Below are 20130 nucleotides of genomic sequence, written 5' to 3'. Positions count from 1 at the left end.
TAGCCCGGCAAAATTTAAGAACCGCGGACGGCCTTTGAGCGGCTGTCTGCCGGGAGGAGGAGGATCATATGAAAGCGCCGTCTCTGAAGAATCACCTGTTGTCCGGCTCGCTTGGCGCGCTGCTGCTGGCATCTGGCCTTATGTCGCCGGCGGTCGCGCAGACCGCGCCTCAGCCTGCGGCGCAGAATGATGCCCAGTTGGGCGACATCATCGTGACGGCGCAGAAGCGGTCGCAGTCGCTCAACAATGTTGGCCTCTCGATAAATGCCGCCGACGGCGACCAACTCACCCGGCTCGGCGTCAAGGACACAGGCGACCTGGTCAAGATTGCGCCCGGCCTCACCTTCACCAAAAGCCAGGACGGAACGCCGCTCTTCACAATTCGCGGCGTTGGCTTCAACGACTATACGCTCGGCGCCAGCCCGGCCGTCAGCGTCTATGTCGACCAGGTTCCGCTCACCTACAGCGCCTATACCCAAGGGGCGACCCTCGATCTCGAGCGGGTCGAAGTGCTTAAGGGCCCGCAGGGCATCCTGTTCGGTCAGAACTCGACCGGCGGCGCGATCAACTATATCGCGGCCAAGCCGACGAAGGATTTCGAAGTTGGCGTGAAGGCGTCCTACGGCCGTTTCAACACCTTCGATGGCGAAGCCTATATCAGCGGCCCGATCAGCGAAAATCTCGGCTTCCGTCTGGCCGGTAGCACCACCCAGTCCGATGATTGGCAATATAGCTATACGCGCAAGGATTCGCTTGGCGGCCAGGACATATTGCGCGGTCGCTTCCTGCTCGACTGGAAGCCGACCGACACGCTATCGTTCCTGTTCAGCGCCAATGGCTGGCGCAATAAGTCCGACACGCAGGCCGCCCAACTCGTCGGCATCAAGCTGCAGCAGGACGCGTCAGCCCCCGGACTTTACGATCCGGTGGCAACGCTACCGCGGATCGCCGCCTTCCGGGCCTATCCGCTGGCACCCGACAATGCCCGCGCAGCCGACTGGGATACGGGCCGTGATCTCAGCCGCGACGACAGCCTGTATCAGTTCTCGCTGCGCGGCGATCTCGAGCTTGGCGGGGGCATCACGCTCACCTCGCTGACCGCCTACACGCGCTTCCATCAGAAATATAATCTCGATCGCGACGGCACGACACTACAGAATGCCGGCGTCGAATCTCGTGGTAACGTCAAGAGCTTCAACCAGGAATTGCGCCTGTCGGGCGACAGCGATCGGCTGAACTGGGTCGTCGGCGGCAACTACGCGAAGAACAAGGTCATCAGTGCCGACAATTTCCTCGTCAATGACTCAACCAACACCGCCATCCTGCCCGGCATCGGTATCGAGAGCGCGACGACCACGATCACACAAGACATTCGGGACATCGCTGCCTTCGGCAACGTCGAATATAAGGTGACTGACACGCTCTCGCTGCTCGCCGGTGCCCGCTACACCGACAGCCGCAACGACTTTACAGGGTGCATGCGCGGCGCGCCCGGTCACCGCTTCACCTTCTGGCAGCTTTCGCAGCTGATCAGCGGGGTGACGCAGCCGGCGCCCGATGCCAACACGTGCGTCAATCTCGACCAGACGACTTTCCTGCTCATCGGGACGCCAGATGAGAGCCGGCTGAAGGAGCATAATTTCTCTTGGCGCGCGGGTGTCAACTATAAGCCCAACCACGATCTGCTGCTCTACGCGCTCGCCTCTCGCGGCTTCAAATCGGGCAGTTTCCCGACGGTCCCGGCCTCGACAACCTTCCAGTTCGCACCCGTGAAGCAGGAATCGGTGACGGCCTATGAGGCAGGCATCAAGGCGACAGCCCTGGATCGCAAGCTCCAGGTCAATGCCGCCATTTTCCACTATGTCTATGACGACAAACAGATCCGCGGCATCGTCATCGACCCGATCTTCAACCAGCTCGAAAAGCTGGTGAACATCCCCAAGTCGCGGATCAACGGCGCCGAGATCGACGTCACGGTGCGGCCTGTCAGCGGTCTGACGCTGCGCGCGGCGGGCACCTATGTGGACTCGAAGGTGCTCGAGTTCGTCGGCATCAACAATGACCGCGTGACGGGTGACTATCGTGGATCCGCCCTGCCCTTCTCGCCGAAATGGCAGTTCGTGGGCGATGCCGAATATCGCTTCGATCTGGGCGGCAGCCTGAGCGCGTTCGTCGGCGGCAACGTCCTGTTCAACAGCCGCACCAATTCGACCGTCGGCGATCCGGCCAGTTCAGCCATCAAGAAGTTCGCGACGCTCGATCTGCGTGCCGGCGTCAACGCGCCTGACGACAAATGGTCGGTCTCCGTCTGGGGCCGCAACGTGACGAACAGCTATTATTGGACCAACCAGTTCGTCACCCAAGACGTGATCGGACGCTATGCGGCGATGCCGGTGACCTACGGCGTCAGCGCCTCGTTCAATTTCTAAGGGTCGGTCGATGCGGAGCGGGGACACGCTCCGCGTCGATTGCGGATAGCGTCTGATTCAGCCGCACCGCTGACGTGACGCTGGATTCAACGACGAAAACGTCGGAACGGGAGAGGAACAAAGCATGCCGAAATTCAGCACTTTGACACGTCTGTCGATGGTCGCCCTGGCGGCATCATGCGGGCATCAGGCTTTCGCGCAAACGACGGTTTCTCAAGATACCGCAGCGCCTGACACCATTGGCGATATCATTGTCACAGCACAGAAGCGCTCAGAGCGCCTGCAGGATGTCCCGGTGTCGATTTCCGCGTTCGGCGCTGCGCAGCTTGAAGGCAGCGGCATCAACAATCTTACCCAGATTGCACCGCGGGTACCCGGCTTCTACGGCGGCAGCGCTGGCGCGACGCGCCCGCAGCTCTACATCCGCGGTATTGGCAGTCGCCAATTCGATGCCGGCTCGGAAGCGTCGGTCGGCGTCTTCGTCGACGATGTCTATCTGGGCCGCACTGCAGGCACGCTTGGCGCGTTACGCGATATCGAGCGGGTGGAAGTGCTCAAAGGTCCCCAGGGCACGCTATATGGCCGCAATACGATTGCAGGTGCCATTAACGTGATCACGAAGGCCCCGACCGACCATCTGGCGATGGAGGCCGAGGCCGGTATCGGTAATTTCGACGCCTATAATCTGTTCGGAGCCGTCTCGGGACCTGTCCTCGGCGATGTCGTCATGGTAAGGCTCGCAGGCTGGCGGACCTTTACCGACGGCTATATGCGCAACCTCCAGACCGGCAACGATGCGCAGGGTATCAACAATTATGGCGGTCGACTACGCGTCGACATCGAACCCAGTTCTACGTTCCGGATAGGCCTGATCGCGGAAGTGCTGCGAGACGACGGCTTCTCCTTCGCCGGCAAGACCCAAGGCACGACTGCCAACCCGTACGCCGTGTTCCTTGCCCGCGCCGGACTCACGCCGGCTCGATCTTCGGACCGCTATGGCGAATTCATCAATGGCGACAATCTCCTGGACCGCAACGTCGAGACGTTCAGCGGCAAGGCCGAACTCGACATCGGTGGCGGCACGTTGACGTCGATCACCGCCTATCGTCATAATCGGGCGATCGACGACCGGGATTTCGATAATACGTCGCTCGATGTCCTGCGGCAGCGCAGCGACGAGCGCAGCAAGCAGTTCACCCAGGAGCTGCGCTTCACGTCGGACCCCAATGGGCCTCTTTCGTTCGGCGGCGCAGTCGACTGGATTGCGGGTCTCTTCTATTATGATGACCGCAGTCTGCGCGTGGACACCTTCACCTTTGGCGCCGACAGCGTCATCACCGCTGCGCGCGGCCCCGGCCAGGTCGACGTCGCCTCGACCCGCTATCGCACCAAGAGCATTGCCGGCTTTGCCCAGGCGACCTGGCACATCACCCCAACGGTCGATCTGACGCTCGGCGGTCGCTACACCGAGGATCGCAAGCGGGCCATCTCTCTCGGAACAACGACGGCCCCGGGTCTGCCGCTGGTTTCTGCGCCCTTCGTGACACCAACACTCAAGGACAAGTTCAGCTCGTTCGATCCGCGGATCACCCTTTCCTACCAGCCTACCCGCGATCTGAACTTCTATGCGAGCTATAATCAGGGCTTCAAAAGCGGTGGCTTCCAATATGTGCCGTTTACCGCGGCGCAAGCGAGCGTGATCTTCCAGCCGGAGAGCCTCGACGCCTATGAGGTTGGCTTCAAGACCCAGCTCATCGACCGGCGTCTGACGTTCAATGGCGCAGCCTTTTACTATAATTACAAGGATCTGCAGGTGTTGCGCGTTGTCGCGGTGGCAGGCGGCGGTGCGGCGACGCTCATCACCAATGCCGCGAGCAGCGAGGTTAAGGGCTTCGAACTCGAGTTCGTCGCCCGTCCTTCGGATACGCTCGAGTTCAATCTGAGCTACGCCTATACCGACGCAAAATATAAGAAATTCCCGTTCAACGCGACGACCGACTTTTCAAGCACCAGGTTGGTTCGTGCGCCCGTCCATTCGATCAACGCTGGCGGACAATGGACGATTCCGATCGGCAGCAGTTCGCTGCAGTTGCGGGCCGATTACGCGTTGCTCAGCAAGTTCTATTTTGAACCTGGCGAGGGCAAGGCGATCTACGGCAATACGACGCCGCTCACTATACAGCCGAGCTATGGGCTGCTGGACCTCCGTGCGACGGTCCGGGCGGGTCAATTCCGCGTCAGCGGCTTTGTGAACAATGCGACGGACCAATATTACCGGCGGACGGTCTTGGCTCTACCGGGTCAACTCATCGGCTATGCCGGCGCGCCGAGGACCTACGGTGTTTCAGTCGGCTGGTCGCTCTAGTCTGCGACACCACGCCGGTAGCGCCTTGTCGACGAAGATGCGCTATCGGCGAGCAACTTCACGAAGGCTTAGGACACATCGCCGGCCGATACTGCAAGCGCGCTCCCGGCGCTTTCCTCACATATCAGAGCGTTTTCTATAGATATCGGTCCGGCATGATCCATCGGGTTCGGCTGCAGCGCGTCTTCAAAGACACATCAAATCCGGACACGTGAATAACTGCAATATCAGTATGTCCGATCATCAATCTGCGCCGACCGGTCATCGCTATTGTGCCGTATAGCCACCCGCTGATAGATCCATCGATACAACATCGGCATATTCCCGCAATACCATCACAATCGGGAAGGCCGAGCGCGCTAGGCAGCGGCGGCTGGCGCCTGCCTCTCCGAAAGCCGCCAGTCGGAATCGGCCAGTCATTCCCGTCCGAAGCTGCGAGCCCAGTGAACGCCTGGATGGTCTGCTACTGTCGAAAACTGTCGTTCGTCACTGTCGCCAGGAACGACGGAAAAGTCCCACGATGCGGCGTTCCCCTTCCAGCAGCACGCGACCAACTTAAGCCGTTCCTCGATCAGGGGGCGCGAATGGTCGCTCCTACTGAAACCCGCCGTTCCCATCCTATTGAGCAGGACCGGCGAATGTAATGCATGTGGGAGAACATCTTCTCACTGTTGGTACGAAGACTGGGTACCCTTGGAGCTTACCGCCAATCGGTAGGAGATCAGCGCGCGGCGCTATCGTGTAACCCGGCCCGACCGCCACATCGATCACGCGGTTGGGCGACCAAACGCTGACCTGCACGCCGAACCATAAAGTCGCTCCCTTGCGACAGGCACAAAATGGCCTGGACGCAGACTGAGCGTCCAGGCCATTGTCGAGTTTGTCGAAACTTCAGACCCGAATACTGCTGATCGTGATCGAGAAGGACAATTCCCACGACCCGCAGCGACAAAGCTCTGTTTGGTCACGCTTTCGCTTCGTTGATCACATGGACCTGCGTAAACTCGTGCAAGCCCTCCTGCGCGAACTCGACGCCAAAACCGGATTGCTTGGCGCCGCCGAACGGCATCGTCGGTCCAAAATCGAGATGCTTGTTCATCCACACCGTGCCCGCCTCCATGCGTGTGGCCAGCTCATGCGCAGCATTTCGGTCGGCAGACCAGATGGAGCCGCCAAGTCCCATATCTGATGAATTAGCGCGCGTTAGCGCATCTTCGGGGTCGTCAAAGCGAATCATTGGAAGCACGGGACCAAACTGTTCTTCGTCTACCAAGCGCGTGCCATCGGTGATATCGCGTACAATGGTTGGCCGAACGAAGTAGCCCGGGCGATCCAGGGGCCGGCCGCCAGCAATGATCGTCCCGTCTGCCCGTGCTTCCTCGATAAGCGCCTTGACCTTCTCATACTGCGCCTTGTTCTGCAGTGGACCGATCTGGGCCCCCTGCTTGAGGCCGTCGTCGACCACTGCCTCTTCGGCGAGTCGCGCCAGTTCGGCGCAGAGCGCGTCATAGATATCGGAATGAGCATAGACGCGCTTGATCGCAAGGCAGATCTGACCGGCGTTCATAAAAGCGCCGCTGAAAATGCCTGGCGCCACTTTGACGGGGTCCGCATCGGCAAGCACGATCGCGGCATCATTACCGCCCAGCTCCAGTGTGAGACGTTTGATCGAGGCGGCCGCGCTGGCCATCACTTTGCGACCCGTCTCGGTGGATCCGGTAAAGCTGATCTTGGCGATGCCCGGATGCGTCGTGAGCTGCGCCCCAAGGTCGTTCTGATCCGTAATGATATTGACGACACCCGCCGGGAAAATCCCCGCCATCAGTTCGCCCAGACGCAGGGTGGACAGCGGTGTGGTGGGCGCTGGCTTGATCACAAGCGTATTGCCAGCCAGCAGCGCGAACGGCAGCTTGAAGGCGACGATCAGGACAGGAAAGTTCCAGGGTATGATCGCGCCAACAACGCCCAGCGGGCGCCGGTGCAGTTCGACGCGTCGCGTATCATTGTCCTCAAGAACCTGCACAGGCAGGTCATAGCTGGCAAGTTGACGGATGAAGGCAACGCTATAGCCGATCTCGGCACCTGCCTCGCTTAGCGGCTTACCTTGTTCCTGCGTCAGGAGCCGCGCCAGTTCCTCGGCATGGACTTCGATGTTGTCGGCAAATTTGAGAATGAGCGCGCGGCGCTCGGCGATAGACGTCCGTGACCATGCAGGAAAGGCCGCCCGCGCGGCTGCGACGGCCTCATCGAGCTGCTCGGTGGAAGCGCGGGGGCAGCGCGCCAAAACCTCTTCGGTCGCCGGATTGAGAACGTCCATGACGGCCGCGCCATCAACCAGCTTGCCATCGATGAGAAGCTTATATTCCGCCATTGCCATCCTCCCGGGAGCTTCGCCAATCGCCAGGCCATGTGGGTACAAGGCAGCGATCAGCACCAGTCATTTCTTGGTGACGTCGGATGCTAAGCCCGGTTCTGTCGGGAACATAGGACCATTTGACCCCTTATTCATGGTGCCAGTCACGATGCTGAGGATCAGCTGAGGGCGAGAATATCCGCAACGCGCCCGAAGGCTTCACGAATGTCTTCCTGGCCGAGACCCGTATAGCCGAGCACCAGCGATCGCTCACGAAAGCGCCCGGGCGTTCCATATTCGTGCACGGCGGCTCCGGCAAAAGGATACAGGCCAACGCCACAATTCCTGGCAAGACGGTGCATCTCGTTGGCTGATGGTAAGTTGGGTGGAAGTGTCCACATCATGTGCATGCCGCACTCCTGACCTAGAAGCTCGCCGCCCGGGAAATGCTTCGCAACGGCTTCGACCACCGCGTCCCTCGCGCCCATGTAGGACCGGCGGATGCGCCGCAGATGACGCAGAAAGGCGCCTTCCTTCAGGAAATCAGCGATAACAGCCTGTTCCAGCCAGGGCGCGCCATTGTCCGTCAGGGTTTTCACAATTCGCGCCGGATCGATCAGGTGGCGGGGGAGTACCGCATAGCCGATCCGCAGGCCTGCGCCGATCGACTTGGAGAAGGTGCCGAGATAGATGACGTGACCGTTGCGGTCCAGCCCGGCGAGCGCCGTCAGCGGCGGGCCGTCATAGCGGAAGTCGCTGTCGTAATCGTCCTCGATGATATAGCTGCCGGTCTGATAGGCCCAGTCGAGCAGATGCAGCCGCCTGTCGAGGCTGAGCGTGCATCCCGTTGGGAACTGGTGTGACGGCGTCACATAGACGAGGTTCCCCATGAAACCCTCGAGTTGCGAGACGATGATGCCCTGTTCGTCGACATCGATCGGGCAAATACTGGCGCCGTAGCTGCCAAAGAGATAGGCGGCGCCCTGGTAGCAGGGATTTTCCACCGCCACGCTGGCCTTGGACGCTCCGGCAAGGAATATCCGCGCGAGCAAATTCAGCGCGCCCTGGATGCCCGACGTGATCATAATCTGATCTGCGCCGGGGCTGATGCCGCGGGTCTCCGCCAGATGGGCCGCTATCGCTTCGCGGAGCGCCGCAAGGCCTTGGGGGTCGCCATATTCGGTCTGGGTGCCGCGCGCATAGGTCAGGTGGCGCGTTACGGCTCGCTGCCAGAACGTCGTGGGGAAACCGGCGGGATGGGGGCGACCCACAAAGAAGTCGAATTGCGGCCGCGTGCGCTTTTCATGCCACAGCTGGGGCGAACGACCTGTGAATGTCGGGTTCTTGCCCAGACGAAGCCGTTTGCGGAGAGGCTGCGCGGCGCCGTGACCGTTGCGCAGCAGCACCGTTGCGTCAGGAAGCTTGTGATTGACGAATATCCCGGCCTTGGCGCGCGAGGTGATATAATCCTCGGCGGCCAGCCGTTCATAGGCCAGCATGACAGTGTTGCGGGCGATGCCAAGCTGCTCGGACATGCTGCGGGTGGATGGCAAGCGCTTGCCGGCAGGCAGGCTTCCCTTGAGGATCTGCTCGCGCAACGCTTCATAAAGCTGCGTTTGCAACGACCGTTCGTCGTTGCGATCGACGGTGATGATGAGGTTCATCGACATCATGATCGGGATGCCTCTCGAGAGCAGGTCAACGCATCCTATCGCCTGCCCGGCTCAATGATAGAGCTGTCGCGCTCTGGCACCATAAAGTTTCCGGGTTTTGGTCCTACCGGACGGCCACGCCGTACCTAATCCTCTCACGGCAGCTCGCAGGGCTGGACTCATCGAGGGGAGTACAAAAAATGTCCGTCTTTCTCAGCATGCAGCGCGTGCGCTTTTCCAGTCCGGACGGCTATGAAAAGTTCAAGGTGATCTTCGCCGACACCCGCAACCATCTCATGAAGATGCCCGGCTTTCTGCATCTGACATGGTGGGAACATCCCGAGGACCCGGGCTGGTTCAACGAAGTCAGCTTCTGGGTCGATCGAGCATCGATCAAGGACTGGCATATGAATGTCTACCATAAATATGCGAAGGAATGGGCCGCCCGCGGCGCCATCATGGAAGACATCATCACCAATTTCCAACTGACCTTCGCGCGGCTGCTGCGCGTCTGCCCTTGCTGCGGCCTGGTCGAGGACAAGGCGTTCGACCTTCAGGAAGAGCAGAAGGTGCTCGCTGAACCCTGCCCACAGTGCGAATTCCACTTTCCGGTGATGCCCAACACGCCGAGCAGCTTCGCTGTCTTCAAAGACGTGCCAAAGCTTCTGCAGGAATCGGGCGCGGAGGCAGATTTACCGTCACCCACCTGATCGCCCGACCGCGAGCGGCGCGCCAGCACTAAAATGCCGCGAAGACAGGCGGAGCGTCGTGCGCGGTCCCGCAGGAGGGACACCACATAAGCAAATGATGATGGCGGGAAACAACCGCAAATCTGGCACCATCAAAAAGAGCGGTAATGGCGCTAGTGGCTGTGACAGTTCTACCGCAGATTTCAGCATATGGCCGATAGCCTTGTCCGAGCGGCTTTCAGCCAGCGGGCACGGCCGGGGAAAAGGAGACATGGGGATGACGTCGGAAGTTCTTGTCCGCAGCGCCGTACATGGCGGGGTTCAGAATGAGCCCAATGAGAAATGGGCTCCCTTCGAATGGCTCGAACCGCGCTTCGGCGCGCAGGTGCATGGCGAATATGTCGTGATCCGGCCCGAGGGCGTCTCCGGATCGCTTTCGGCGGGTCTATGGCGGAGCGGGCCGACCGCGCCCGGAGCAGCATCCGACGGGTCGCATACGATTCTTTATTCTTCGCCGCTCGGCGATGAAACCGCCTGCGTGATCGACGGGACGGCCGTCCTCACCGTCATCTCCACCGGCAAGCGCTATGAAGTCGGCCCCGGCTCGATCATCAGCTCGCCCAAGGGGCTCGAAGTCCAGTGGGACATCGAGGGTCCTGCGTTCAAGAAATACTGGTGTATCTGGAACGGCAGCGAACCCACCGCCAATCCGCCGCAGGATCTGCTGATCACGCATGTCAGCGACAATCCTGAGGAATGGCAGGAATATCATTTCACCGAGCCGGCGGAAGGTGCCCTGGTTGCCGGCGAGCTCTATTTCATTCGCACCGGCGGCTCGACCGGCACGATGCTGAGCGGCGTATGGCGTTCTGGCAAGGGAATTGCCGGAAGCGATGTCGATGACAAGGGCACCATGTCGACACCCTATACCGGGGTGCTGGGCGACGAGACTATCTTGCTTCTCGAAGGCGAGGTCGAGGTCACCGAAACCGAGAGCGGCAAGTTGCATAATTTCAAGGCGGGAGACGTGATAGGTCTTTCCTCGGGTATGCACGTCACGTGGACGTCCAAGGGGCCTTTCAGCAAGAAGCTCTGGGTCATCACGCGCGACGTGTTGCCCGAGTAAGCGCGCGCCGTCGGAGCGGCCCTTTCCGTACAAGGTGCCGCTCCTCCACCTGACTGATCACGACCATGTCTGGGCAGCTATGGTCGTGACACGTTCATGTTGATCGCCGAGCGCCCGATCATCGAGCTTTCGATCAACAGACAATGCATCGCGTAAAAGTCGCGAGCACGAAAGAGGACCATGAAGGCATGACCGGCAGACCGGTATCCGCCACACCCCAGTCTTATGGGGCTGCGCGTGTTAATTTCGCCATCCAGACCGAACGCGCGCGGCTATCAGGCAGCGTCGAGGCAGGTTTCAACGCATGTATCGAATGTTGCGACCGATATGCCGACGACGATCGAACCGCGCTCATCTGGGTGTCGGCCATTGGGCAACAAGAAGACTATAGCTTCGCCCAAATGCGCGACCTTTCCGCGCGGGTGGCGAACATGCTGGTCGCTTCGGGAGTACGTCCCGGCGATTGCGTGGCAGGCCTCCTCCCCCGCATTCCGGAGCTTCTTGCGACCATCCTGGGTGTGTGGCGTGCGGGTGCGGTATACCAGCCGCTCTTCACCGCCTTCGGCCCCAAGGCCATCCAGCACCGATTGAGCATCAGCAGCGCGACGCTCATCGTCACGGACAGCGCCAATCGTTCAAAGCTGGACGAAATCGCGGATTGCCCCAGCATCGCGACCGTCCTAGCGCCCGGCGATACGCTGCGGGATGGCGATCTCGACTTCCGCGCCGAACTCGATGCGCGCAGCGCTGTGTTCGAACCGGTTCTGCGCAACCCCGACGACCTTTTCCTGATGATGTCGACGTCGGGCACGACCGGCCCTGCCAAGGGCGTGGGGGTGCCGCTACGCGGCCTCCTTGCCATCGGTGCCTATATGCGCGGGGCGGTGGATCTAAGGCCGCAGGATCGCTTCTGGAACATTGCCGACCCAGGCTGGGCCTATGGCCTCTATTACGGCATCACCGGGCCGCTTCTGCTTGGTCATGCGACAACGCTCTATGATGGCGGGTTTACGGCGGAGGTGGCTTATGAGGTGATCGACCGGCTAGGGATCACTAACCTCGCCGGGGCGCCGACCGCCTACCGGTTGCTGATCGCGGCGGGACCGGAGGCGGCCGCGCGGGCAAAGGGCAGCCTGCGCGTGGTGAGCAGCGCGGGCGAACCGCTCAACCCCGAAGTGATCCGCTGGTTCGACAGGCATCTGGCTGTCCCCATCCACGATCATTACGGCCAGACCGAAATGGGCATGGTGGTGAACAATCATCATGGGCTGACCCATCGCATCCGCATCGGGTCGGCGGGTCTTCCCATGCCGGGGTACCGCATCGCAGTGCTCGATGAGACGGGCCGCGAACTGGGACCAAACCAGCCCGGCGAACTGGCCATCGATATCGCCAACTCGCCTCTCCTCTGGTTCGACGGCTATTGGCAGCAGGAAACCCCGGCGATCGCAGGCGGCTATTACCGAACCGGTGACACGGTAGAATGGGAAAGCGACGGCAGCATCAGCTTCATCGGCCGGGCGGACGATGTCATCACCTCTTCGGGCTACCGGATCGGTCCTTTCGATGTCGAAAGCGCCCTGGTCGAGCATCCGGCAGTGATGGAAACGGCGGTCATCGGTGTGCCGGATCCGGAGCGAACCGAGTTGGTCAAGGCGTTCATCGTTCTCAATCAGGGATATGAGGCCTCGCCCGATCTCGCGGAGGATCTCAAGCGCCACGTAAAAGGCCGCCTGTCGGCGCATGCCTATCCCCGGCTCGTCGTGTTCGTGACCGAACTGCCCAAAACACCCAGCGGCAAGATCCAGCGCTTCATCCTGCGCACCCTGTAGGGAGCACATACGCAGGCTCACACAAGCTGTCGCGATATCTCAAAAAGCCCCGCGGCGAAAACTGGCACCATCGCAAACGCCCAGTCAGGCTCTAGGGCCACTCGCGGCTGCTCCATAGGCTCCTGATCACGGCTTCCAGCTTCCGTATGGGCGCATGTGCGCCACCTTGAAGCGGGCCGGGAGACAGCAGCGAGCGAGGAGCTTTTCTATGGCGAGCGATCCGAACATCCAGGGCAATTCCCATGCGGCCGCACCCCGGTCTTTGGGCATTGGCAACCGCAACAGCAATCCCGCGCAGTGGGCGCCCTTCGCCTGGGACGATCCGCTTTTCGGCCCTCAGGTGAAAGGCGAGGTCGCGCCGGTGGCCTTCGACCACACCAGCGGGTCGCTGCAACTCGGCTTCTGGCGAACCGGGAAGGATAGGCGGCACAGATCGACCTGCCCCGCGCGCTGTTGCGCGCCCGCAATCCAAGGCCGGTGCTTCCAGCCGAACATCTCATCTGGCACCATCAATTAGCGAGAAAGAGGCACTAAGAGGAGTATCAGTTCTCCGGCACCTTGGACCTTGACGATGGAGTCGAGGGCAAAGGGAAGCGCCCACCCTCGCAAAGCCGGCGTCCAGGCGAAACTGGCCCACGAAATGCACTGGGATGCAGTGGTCCGAACAGGGAGGTCCGTATGAAAAGGGTTGTATCCACAAGCGTTCTGGCGATCGCGGCGTGTCTTGGCGCGCCGTTGCTCGCTCAGCAGCCCGACGAGCAGCAGGCGCAATCGGGCGGTCTGGAAGAGATCGTCGTCACGGCGACCAAGCGATCTGAGAATCTACAGGATGTGCCGGTCGCCGTATCGGCCATTTCCGCCTCAGCGCTCACCGCCAAGGGGGTGTTCGACACATCGGACCTCAATGCCTCGATGCCCAATCTCCAGGTGTCGTCGGCCTATGGTTCGCAGCAGCCCAATTTCACGCTGCGCGGCGTCGGCGTGGGCACCGAGCTGAGCGCCAGCGCGGCCTCGCCGGTCGGCGTCTATGTCGACGAGGTCTACCAGACCTTTCGGGCAAGCCAAGGGCAGCAACTCTACGATCTGGAACAGGTCGAGGTGGTGCGCGGTCCCCAGGGCACGCTCTACGGGCGCAACACGACGGGTGGCGCGATCAACTTCATTACTCGCAAGCCCGAGATGAAAGGCGCCAATGGCTATCTGACGCTCGGCTATGGCAATTACGACCGCAAGAGTGCTGAAGGCGCGATCGAGCTGACGCCCGTGGAAGGCCAACTCGGCATCCGCATCGCGGGCACCTATGTCAAATCCGATCCCTATATCCATAATCTGATGCTCGCCGGGCTCAACACCACGGCTGCCGGCGGCGCGTCCGGCCTCAACTACGCAACCGGGCGCGATCCCAATGGCGATGAGAGCTATGGCATCCGCGGAACTCTGCGCTTCGCGCCGTCCGACACCCTTGATGTCACCCTGAAAGGCTATGCAGCCAAGTCGACCGGCGGCGTTGCCGCGTCACTGGGCGCGGGCCCCTCGCGTGCCAACCCAGGGGTAATCAACTACGAAAACCCGGCTTTCCCGTTGGCGCCGCTGTTCCAGTTACTCGGCGACAATGGCACCGGGCTGCTGCCCAGCACCTACAGTCGCGTGGGTCTGTCCGACAAGCAAATCGAGCAGGATACGATTGGCCGCGCAGTGACGCGCGCCGAAGGTGTCGTCCTGACCGTGAAGACCGAGCTTGCCGACAAGCTCAACCTGACCTCGATCACAGGCTATGATTCCGGCCTTTATCTCCAGACAGCGACAGATTGCGACAGCAGCCCGCTGCGTCTGTGCTCGAACGGCTACCGTTCGTCCTTCGAGGCCTTCAATCAGGACCTGCGCCTTGATTATAGCAGCGGGCCGTTCAAGATGATCGTGGGCGCCTATTATGGTTGGGACAGGGTAACCTCAGACAACGACATCGACATCTTCAATTTCCTGAGCGACGTGCGCGCTGCGGTCGGCCTGCCCGCGACCTGGTTCAACCCAGCCGGCGGCTTCAACAGCACCGCGCTCTCGGCCGGCTCGGTTCCGACCGGCGTTCGCGGCAAACAGCATTTCAAGCAGAACCGGGAAAGCTGGGCCGTCTATAGCGAAGGCAGCTACGAGATCACGCCTACGGTCAAGCTGACCGCGGGCCTTCGGTATACCACGGACACGACTGACTATAAGGACGGCCTCACCACTTATTATGACGATGCCGGCAATCCGCGTATGCTTGCGGTGTCGGCGTATGGCGCGCCCTTTTTCCTGGCGCCTGTCTATGATGAGAGCGGGAACGTGGTAATCCCCGCGACTGGGGGCCCTAATCCGGGCGGCATCAACAAGAGCGGCAAGACGAGCCGCATCTCGGGCCGAGCGATCCTCGACTGGAAGCCGATCGATGGCGTGATGTTCTATGGCAGCTACAGCCGTGGCTATCGCGCCGGCACGTTCAACGGCCTCGCCTATATCAGCTCGCCGCAGGTCTATTTCGTCAAGCCCGAGGAGGTTAACGCCTTCGAGGTCGGCTTCAAGACCCGCTTCCTCGACAACCGGCTTCAGATCAACGGCAGTTTCTTTTACTATGACTACAAGAACCAGCAGAGCCAGGTGGTCGATCCGAGCGTGACCGCCAATATCATCACCCTCGACGGGACGATGAAAGGACTCGAACTGGACGTCGAATTCGCCGCAACCAACCGCCTCACGTTAAGCGCATCACTTGGTATTCTGGACAGCAAGTACAAGGGCTATGATCAGGCGAAGTGCGTCGGCCTCAATCTGAGCGGCCTATTCCCGGCGCAGGACGGATCATGTGTGCAGTCGGGGGCCGGCAACGTCAGCGTGGGCGGTAACCCCTTCCCCTATGCACCCAAGACATCGGTCAATCTCGCCTTCGACTGGGATGCGATCGATATCGGCGAAGGCAAGATCAAGGTGCATGGCGACACCGCCTATACAGGGCGCTTCTACTACGACACCTTCAAGGATTACAGCCGCGGTGTGCTGCCCAATCTCGCGAGTGGGCGGTATACGCAAGGCGAAGGCGACTATTGGGTGTTCAACAGTCGCATCAGTTTCGTGACGGACCGCTACACCCTGTCTGTCTGGGGTAAGAACCTCTCCGACAAGCTCTACTTCCCGGCAGGATATCCCAATGAGGGCATCACCGGTGCGGGCTACATCGTACGCGCGCTGCCGCGCACCTATGGGATCGAAGTCACGCTGCGCTTCTGAAGGCGACTGGGAGGGGAGGCTCCGCCTCCCCTCCTCCTTTCGGCCCCGCTGAAAAGGGAATGAGGGCCAGCCGTTGGCGACAACCGTTGATTGATGATCTGGAGTAAGCAGTGAAGACACGTGCAAGCGTCCCTGTCGCATGCCGTCGAGCGCGACAGGCTCAAAGCTTGGCGGCTGGAGCATAATGAAATGCGGCCTCGGGTATCACTTGGCCGGCGTGCGCCGATCGAACTTGCGGCATCCCCCGGACTTATGTTGCAGGACATGACGATGCGTGGCTTTGGGGAGCACACGCAGAAGGACTATATCCGGCACGTCCGATCATTTGCCGCGTTTCTCGGTCGGCCTCCCGATACGGCCACGATCGAAGACCTCCGGCGCTTTCAGATTGATCAGCATGAACGCGCCGTTGGTCCGGCAACAATCAATGGGGCTGTATCTGCACTGCGTTTCCTGTTCGGTATAACACTCAAGCGCCCGGAGATGGCGCTGGGGCTTGTCGTCATGCATTACGCGCCCAAGTTGCGTGTGGTTTTGAGCGTCGAGGAGACAGCGCGGCTGCTCGAGGCTGCGCCAGGCATCAAATACAAAGCAGCACTCAGCGTGGCCTATGGCGCGGGCCTGCGCGTCTCGGAGGTTGCCCACCTCAAGGTCGATGACATCGACAGCGAGCGCATGATCATCCGTGTCGAGCAGGGCAAGGGGCGCAAGGATCGCAACGCCATGCTCTCACCGCATCTGCTCGATTTGCTCCGTCAATGGTGGCGCGAAGGCAAGCGGCGCGGGGTGATGTTGCCACATGGCTGGCTGTTCCCCGGCCGCAACGGCACGGACCCGATCTCAGCGCGCCAGCTGCACCGCGTCGTGCAGGAAGCGGCCGAGTGCGCCGAGATCCACAAGCGGGTGAGCCCACATACGCTGCGGCATTCGTTTGCCACCCACCTGCTCGAGCAGGGTGTCGATATCCGCGTCATCCAGGTCTTGCTGGGACACGTGAACATCAACACGACCGGTATCTACACTCAGGTGTCGAGCAAGACCATGCGGGCGGTGACAACGGCGGTCAGATTCCAGGCCATCGGGGCGGAGTAAAAGTAGGCCATTGTGATGCGGGCCTGACGATATGAAGAGGGCCCGCCATGGTGCCGGTGGGCATCTTGTCCTCTGTGCCCCGGTTCATGCCGCCAACTCCTGAGATGTTTGGGGCACGAGCGCTGCATAGTCGGCGGCACGCGTCGTCTTCACGTCCATATTCGGCAGGTGGGGATAGGCTGCCAGGTCCAAGCGGGCGGGCCGCCGTTCGATGCGCGCCAGCGCGATCTGCTTGACCGCATCGAAGCCGATTGCGCCGATACAGATCGCCTCGTTCACCGCGAAGGTGACGATCTCAATCGGTATCGCCTCCAACAGGCGCAGGATCTGGATGAACTCGCGCTTGCCCTTGTTGCCCATACGCGCCTCAAGGAGGTGACGCATATGCTGGAACGCTTGCGGCAGAGCCCAGTCCTGCAGCGCGGCGGCCTGATCGAGCGCATTGGGCTTGGTCTCGATCAGCGCCAGATAATGCAGCGGGTTCGCCACGAACATGGCCTCACCATAACAGCGCGGATGTCTGGCGATCTCCTCATTGCCACATAGGATGACCACCGTGTCGACGAATCCCTTCACCATGACATCTTGGAAGCCATACCGGGTCGGCACCGAGTAGTCGTTGGTCCGGTAGCGCACCAGGGCGGTCGACGATACGCGAGCGGCCCTGGTCTCGCACGATTCGAACTGCCCTGCTGGCAATGCCCGCATCACCGCCAGATCGGCCAGGAGCCGTGTGCCGATCGTCTCGCTATGTCGGCCAGCCCGCTCTTCCTGCCGGGCCCGGCAGCGGTCCAACAGCTCATCATTGAAGTCATCGAAGCTGGGCGTATGCGGGATCGGCACCATGAAGTGCGATCGGGCGTGCTTGACCAGGCCTTCGACCTTCCCCTTGTCGTTCCCCTTTCCAGGCCGACCAAAGCGATCGGTGAAAAGATAATGGCTGACGAGCCCGGTGAACGCGCGTGTTCGCTCGCGCTTCCCATCCCCGCAGATTCTGGCAACCGCGATCTTCGTGTTATCATAAAGGATCGACAGCGGCACGCCGCCGAAGAAGGCGAATGCCGATACATGCCCGTCCAGAAAGGTCTCGGTCGTCTCCGCGGGATAGGCCTTCACAAAGCAGGCATCCGATTGCGGCAGGTCCATGCAGAAGAAGTGCATCTTCCGGCGGACACCATCGATCACACCCACCGCTTCGCCAAAATCCACCTGTGCATGTCCTGGCGGGTGCGCCAGCGGCACGAACGTCTCGGCTCACGCCGGAACCGGCCATTCGCAAATTTTGGCAGTTGCCGGCCAGTGAGGCTAATCTCGGTCGTTCAGGCTTGAAGCACTGGCACCCATAAGCGGACGAACTTCACTCTGATAGGCTCGCGACCAACAAATAGTTCGAATCCCGTCGGGCGCGCCAAATACCGCCGACTCCCACCATTCTCTATTCTAACGCCGCCCCGCCTACGCTGAAGTAGTGGGCCGGGCGGCCAGTGGCGGAATGGGAGTTCGATGGCGCCTTCTCCGAGTCGATGGGCTCTTCCCGAATAAGCCGCTGGCGCGCGCCGCGATACTATCGCCGAGGCCGCCGGTCAGCGTGCCTCGAAGCGGTCCCCGAGTGGAAGCGTCCTGGCGAATGCGTCGAGCCGCCGCTTCGCCTCGACGTCGCCGGGAAGCGTCGCGCGCCAGAACAGAGTGGTCGCGGCGATCACGGTATCGCGGATGTGGGGCGTGGCGGTTGAAGTTGGCCCCCGCAGTCCGTCCTGGGCATTGAACATCATGTGGTTGGCGCCTTCTAGCACGAGCAGATACTTGTCCCCCGGCGGCATCGCGCGGAACGGGCGCTCACGATCTCTGGCGGTGACGTTCGGGGTGATCGGCGCCGCGTCCTGGGTGCCGGTGACCGAGAAGAAGGGGATGGCGATGGCGCGGAACGCGGCATCATCCGATCCGCGCATCGGCGGCGAGGGGCTGAACGCGATCGCTGCTTTCACCCTTGGATCGGCGGCGATCCCCGCAACCGGAAAGCGCTGGCCGGCGATCCCCTGGGTCGTGTGCGCGCCGAAGCTGTGGCCGGACATGCCGACATGGGCGAGGTCGGCCCGGCGCAGGTCGCACGCGCCCTCGCGCGAGCGCCGGCCGAGTTCATCCAGCAAGAAATGTACGTCGTCGACGCGCGCAACGAGCTGCGCGGGCGCCATCGCCGCGGCGACCCGGCCCGAACCGATGATCGAGCGGTCGCTGCCCGGGTGCTGGAGGTTGACGACGATGAAGCCGGCCTTTGCCCAGGCCACTGCCCAGTTGGTGCCGCCCTCGAGCGAGCCGCCCAGGCCATGGCTGAACAGGATCACCGGCGCATTGCCGGTGCCAGCCGGCATGCGGATGCGCACCGGCACGTTTCGGTTGCGCGCATCGTCGCGCCACGCCGCGTCGCAGGTCGTGATGGCGTCGGCCAGCGCCGCATGCGCCGCGGCCGGTGCCGCGAGCATTGCGGCAAGGAACATCGTCTTGGTCATGGCAATTCCCTGATTTGCGGCATCGCGAGCAGCGCATGCGCCTTCGCGCGCCATCCCCGCGCGCGCCGGGCGTCGCTGAGCATCATCGCCCATTCGCGGAAGGCGAGCCGCAAAGGATTGGCGGTCGCCGGACGATGCGCGAGCCCATAGCGGATCGGTTCGCCGGCCTTTTCGTGCGCGAGAGTGCCGAACAGCCGGTCGAACAGGATCAGCACGCCGCCATAGTTCTTGTCGATATAAGCGTCGTTGGAGGCGTGGTGCAGCCGGTGGTGCGCGGGCGTGTTGAACACCAATTCGATCGGCCCGAGCCTTCCCACCGCCTCGGTGTGGAGGAAGAACTGGTAGCGCAGGTTGAGCGCCAGCAGCGCGACCAGCACGAAGGGCGGCAATCCCGCGAAGATCAGGGGCACGTAGAACACCCAGCCCGCCGAGAAGAGATTGGTCCAGCCGAGCCGCAGCGACGCGAGCAAGGTCATCTGCTCGGCCGAATGATGCACCGAATGCGAAGCCCAGATCCAGCGTATCCGGTGGCTCGCGCGGTGGAACCAGTAATAGGCGAACTCGACCGCGAGGAACCCGCCAGCCCAGGTCGCCCAATGGTCCGCCGACCAATGGATCGGCGCCGCTGCCCAGACCGCGCCGAACAGCAGGCTCAACACGGCTGCGTTCATTGCCGCGAAGGGCAGGTTGCCGAGCACCAGCCCCAGCGTGGTGAGCGCCGCGCGCCCGTCATAACCGCGCCCGCGCCCTATCCGCCAGCCGGCCTCGGCCAGCACCAGCGCGAGCATCGCCGCCAGCCACAACGGGGAGCGCTCGACGTTCAT

Annotated in this window: 12 protein-coding genes and 2 pseudogenes; 8 read left to right on the top strand and 6 right to left on the bottom strand. The window is 61.7% G+C overall.

Features of this window, described 5'->3' with window-relative positions; translation table 11 throughout:
• The first annotated feature begins 68 nt into the window (after positions 1-68).
• The gene (locus D0Z70_RS01225; RefSeq protein ID WP_119743593.1) at positions 69-2429 is read left to right on the top strand and encodes a TonB-dependent receptor; all 2361 of its coding nucleotides are present in this window, start codon (positions 69-71) and stop codon (positions 2427-2429) included.
• A 124-nt stretch (positions 2430-2553) separates the two neighbouring features.
• On the top strand, positions 2554-4794 hold the full coding sequence (locus D0Z70_RS01220; RefSeq protein ID WP_119743592.1) for a TonB-dependent receptor: 2241 nt from the start codon (positions 2554-2556) through the stop codon (positions 4792-4794).
• Positions 4795-5434: 640 nt separating this feature from the next.
• Here the strand turns inward: D0Z70_RS01220 and D0Z70_RS25295 are convergent.
• From D0Z70_RS25295 to pdxR, 3 genes and pseudogenes are all read right to left on the bottom strand, one after another.
• Positions 5435-5730 (bottom strand): annotated as a pseudogene (locus tag D0Z70_RS25295) (TraU family protein); the annotation flags it as partial.
• 28 nt (positions 5731-5758) lie between these two features.
• The gene (locus D0Z70_RS01215; protein WP_119743591.1) at positions 5759-7165 is read right to left on the bottom strand and encodes an aldehyde dehydrogenase family protein; all 1407 of its coding nucleotides are present in this window, start codon (positions 7163-7165) and stop codon (positions 5759-5761) included.
• 161 nt (positions 7166-7326) lie between these two features.
• Entirely contained in the window at positions 7327-8811 is a 1485-nt protein-coding gene (gene pdxR, locus D0Z70_RS01210) for a MocR-like pyridoxine biosynthesis transcription factor PdxR (RefSeq protein WP_275402201.1), read from the bottom strand.
• 188 nt (positions 8812-8999) lie between these two features.
• Here pdxR and D0Z70_RS01205 point away from each other — a divergent pair, with 188 nt between their 5' ends.
• From D0Z70_RS01205 to D0Z70_RS01180, 6 genes are all read left to right on the top strand, one after another.
• Positions 9000-9509 carry an antibiotic biosynthesis monooxygenase family protein gene (locus tag D0Z70_RS01205; protein ID WP_119743589.1) on the top strand — a complete coding sequence of 170 codons (510 nt, stop codon included), beginning with the start codon at positions 9000-9002 and terminating at the stop codon, positions 9507-9509.
• A gap of 94 nt (positions 9510-9603) precedes the next feature.
• Positions 9604-10614: a cupin domain-containing protein gene (locus D0Z70_RS01200; protein ID WP_220475607.1), complete on the top strand. Its 1011-nt coding sequence runs from the start codon at positions 9604-9606 to the stop codon at positions 10612-10614.
• A gap of 188 nt (positions 10615-10802) precedes the next feature.
• Positions 10803-12446, top strand: coding sequence for an AMP-binding protein (locus tag D0Z70_RS01195; protein ID WP_119743738.1), 1644 nt, complete (start codon positions 10803-10805; stop codon positions 12444-12446).
• 208 nt (positions 12447-12654) lie between these two features.
• A complete protein-coding gene (locus tag D0Z70_RS01190) occupies positions 12655-12963 on the top strand; it encodes a hypothetical protein (RefSeq protein ID WP_119743588.1) in 309 nt (102 codons plus the stop codon).
• 161 nt (positions 12964-13124) lie between these two features.
• Complete coding sequence (locus D0Z70_RS01185) at positions 13125-15707, top strand: TonB-dependent receptor (RefSeq protein WP_119743587.1); 2583 nt, start codon at positions 13125-13127, stop codon at positions 15705-15707.
• 252 nt (positions 15708-15959) lie between these two features.
• Complete coding sequence (locus tag D0Z70_RS01180; protein ID WP_119743737.1) at positions 15960-16799, top strand: tyrosine-type recombinase/integrase; 840 nt, start codon at positions 15960-15962, stop codon at positions 16797-16799.
• 84 nt (positions 16800-16883) lie between these two features.
• On the opposite strand, the pseudogene istA reads toward D0Z70_RS01180, so the two are convergent.
• The 3 genes and pseudogenes from istA to D0Z70_RS01165 form a co-directional block, all read right to left on the bottom strand.
• A pseudogene (istA, locus tag D0Z70_RS01175) lies at positions 16884-18050 on the bottom strand (IS21 family transposase); the annotation flags it as partial.
• 332 nt (positions 18051-18382) lie between these two features.
• Positions 18383-19306 carry an alpha/beta hydrolase family protein gene (locus tag D0Z70_RS01170; protein ID WP_119743586.1) on the bottom strand — a complete coding sequence of 308 codons (924 nt, stop codon included), beginning with the start codon at positions 19304-19306 and terminating at the stop codon, positions 18383-18385.
• Entirely contained in the window at positions 19303-20130 is an 828-nt protein-coding gene (locus tag D0Z70_RS01165) for a sterol desaturase family protein (protein ID WP_119743585.1), read from the bottom strand. Before D0Z70_RS01165 ends, D0Z70_RS01170 begins: the two co-directional genes overlap by 4 nt.

The organism is Sphingobium terrigena (assembly GCF_003591655.1).
In the GTDB taxonomy this organism is placed as follows: domain Bacteria; phylum Pseudomonadota; class Alphaproteobacteria; order Sphingomonadales; family Sphingomonadaceae; genus Sphingobium; species Sphingobium terrigena.
Note: the sequence above shows the minus strand (reverse complement) of the source record. Positions and strands in the feature narration are given on the sequence as shown.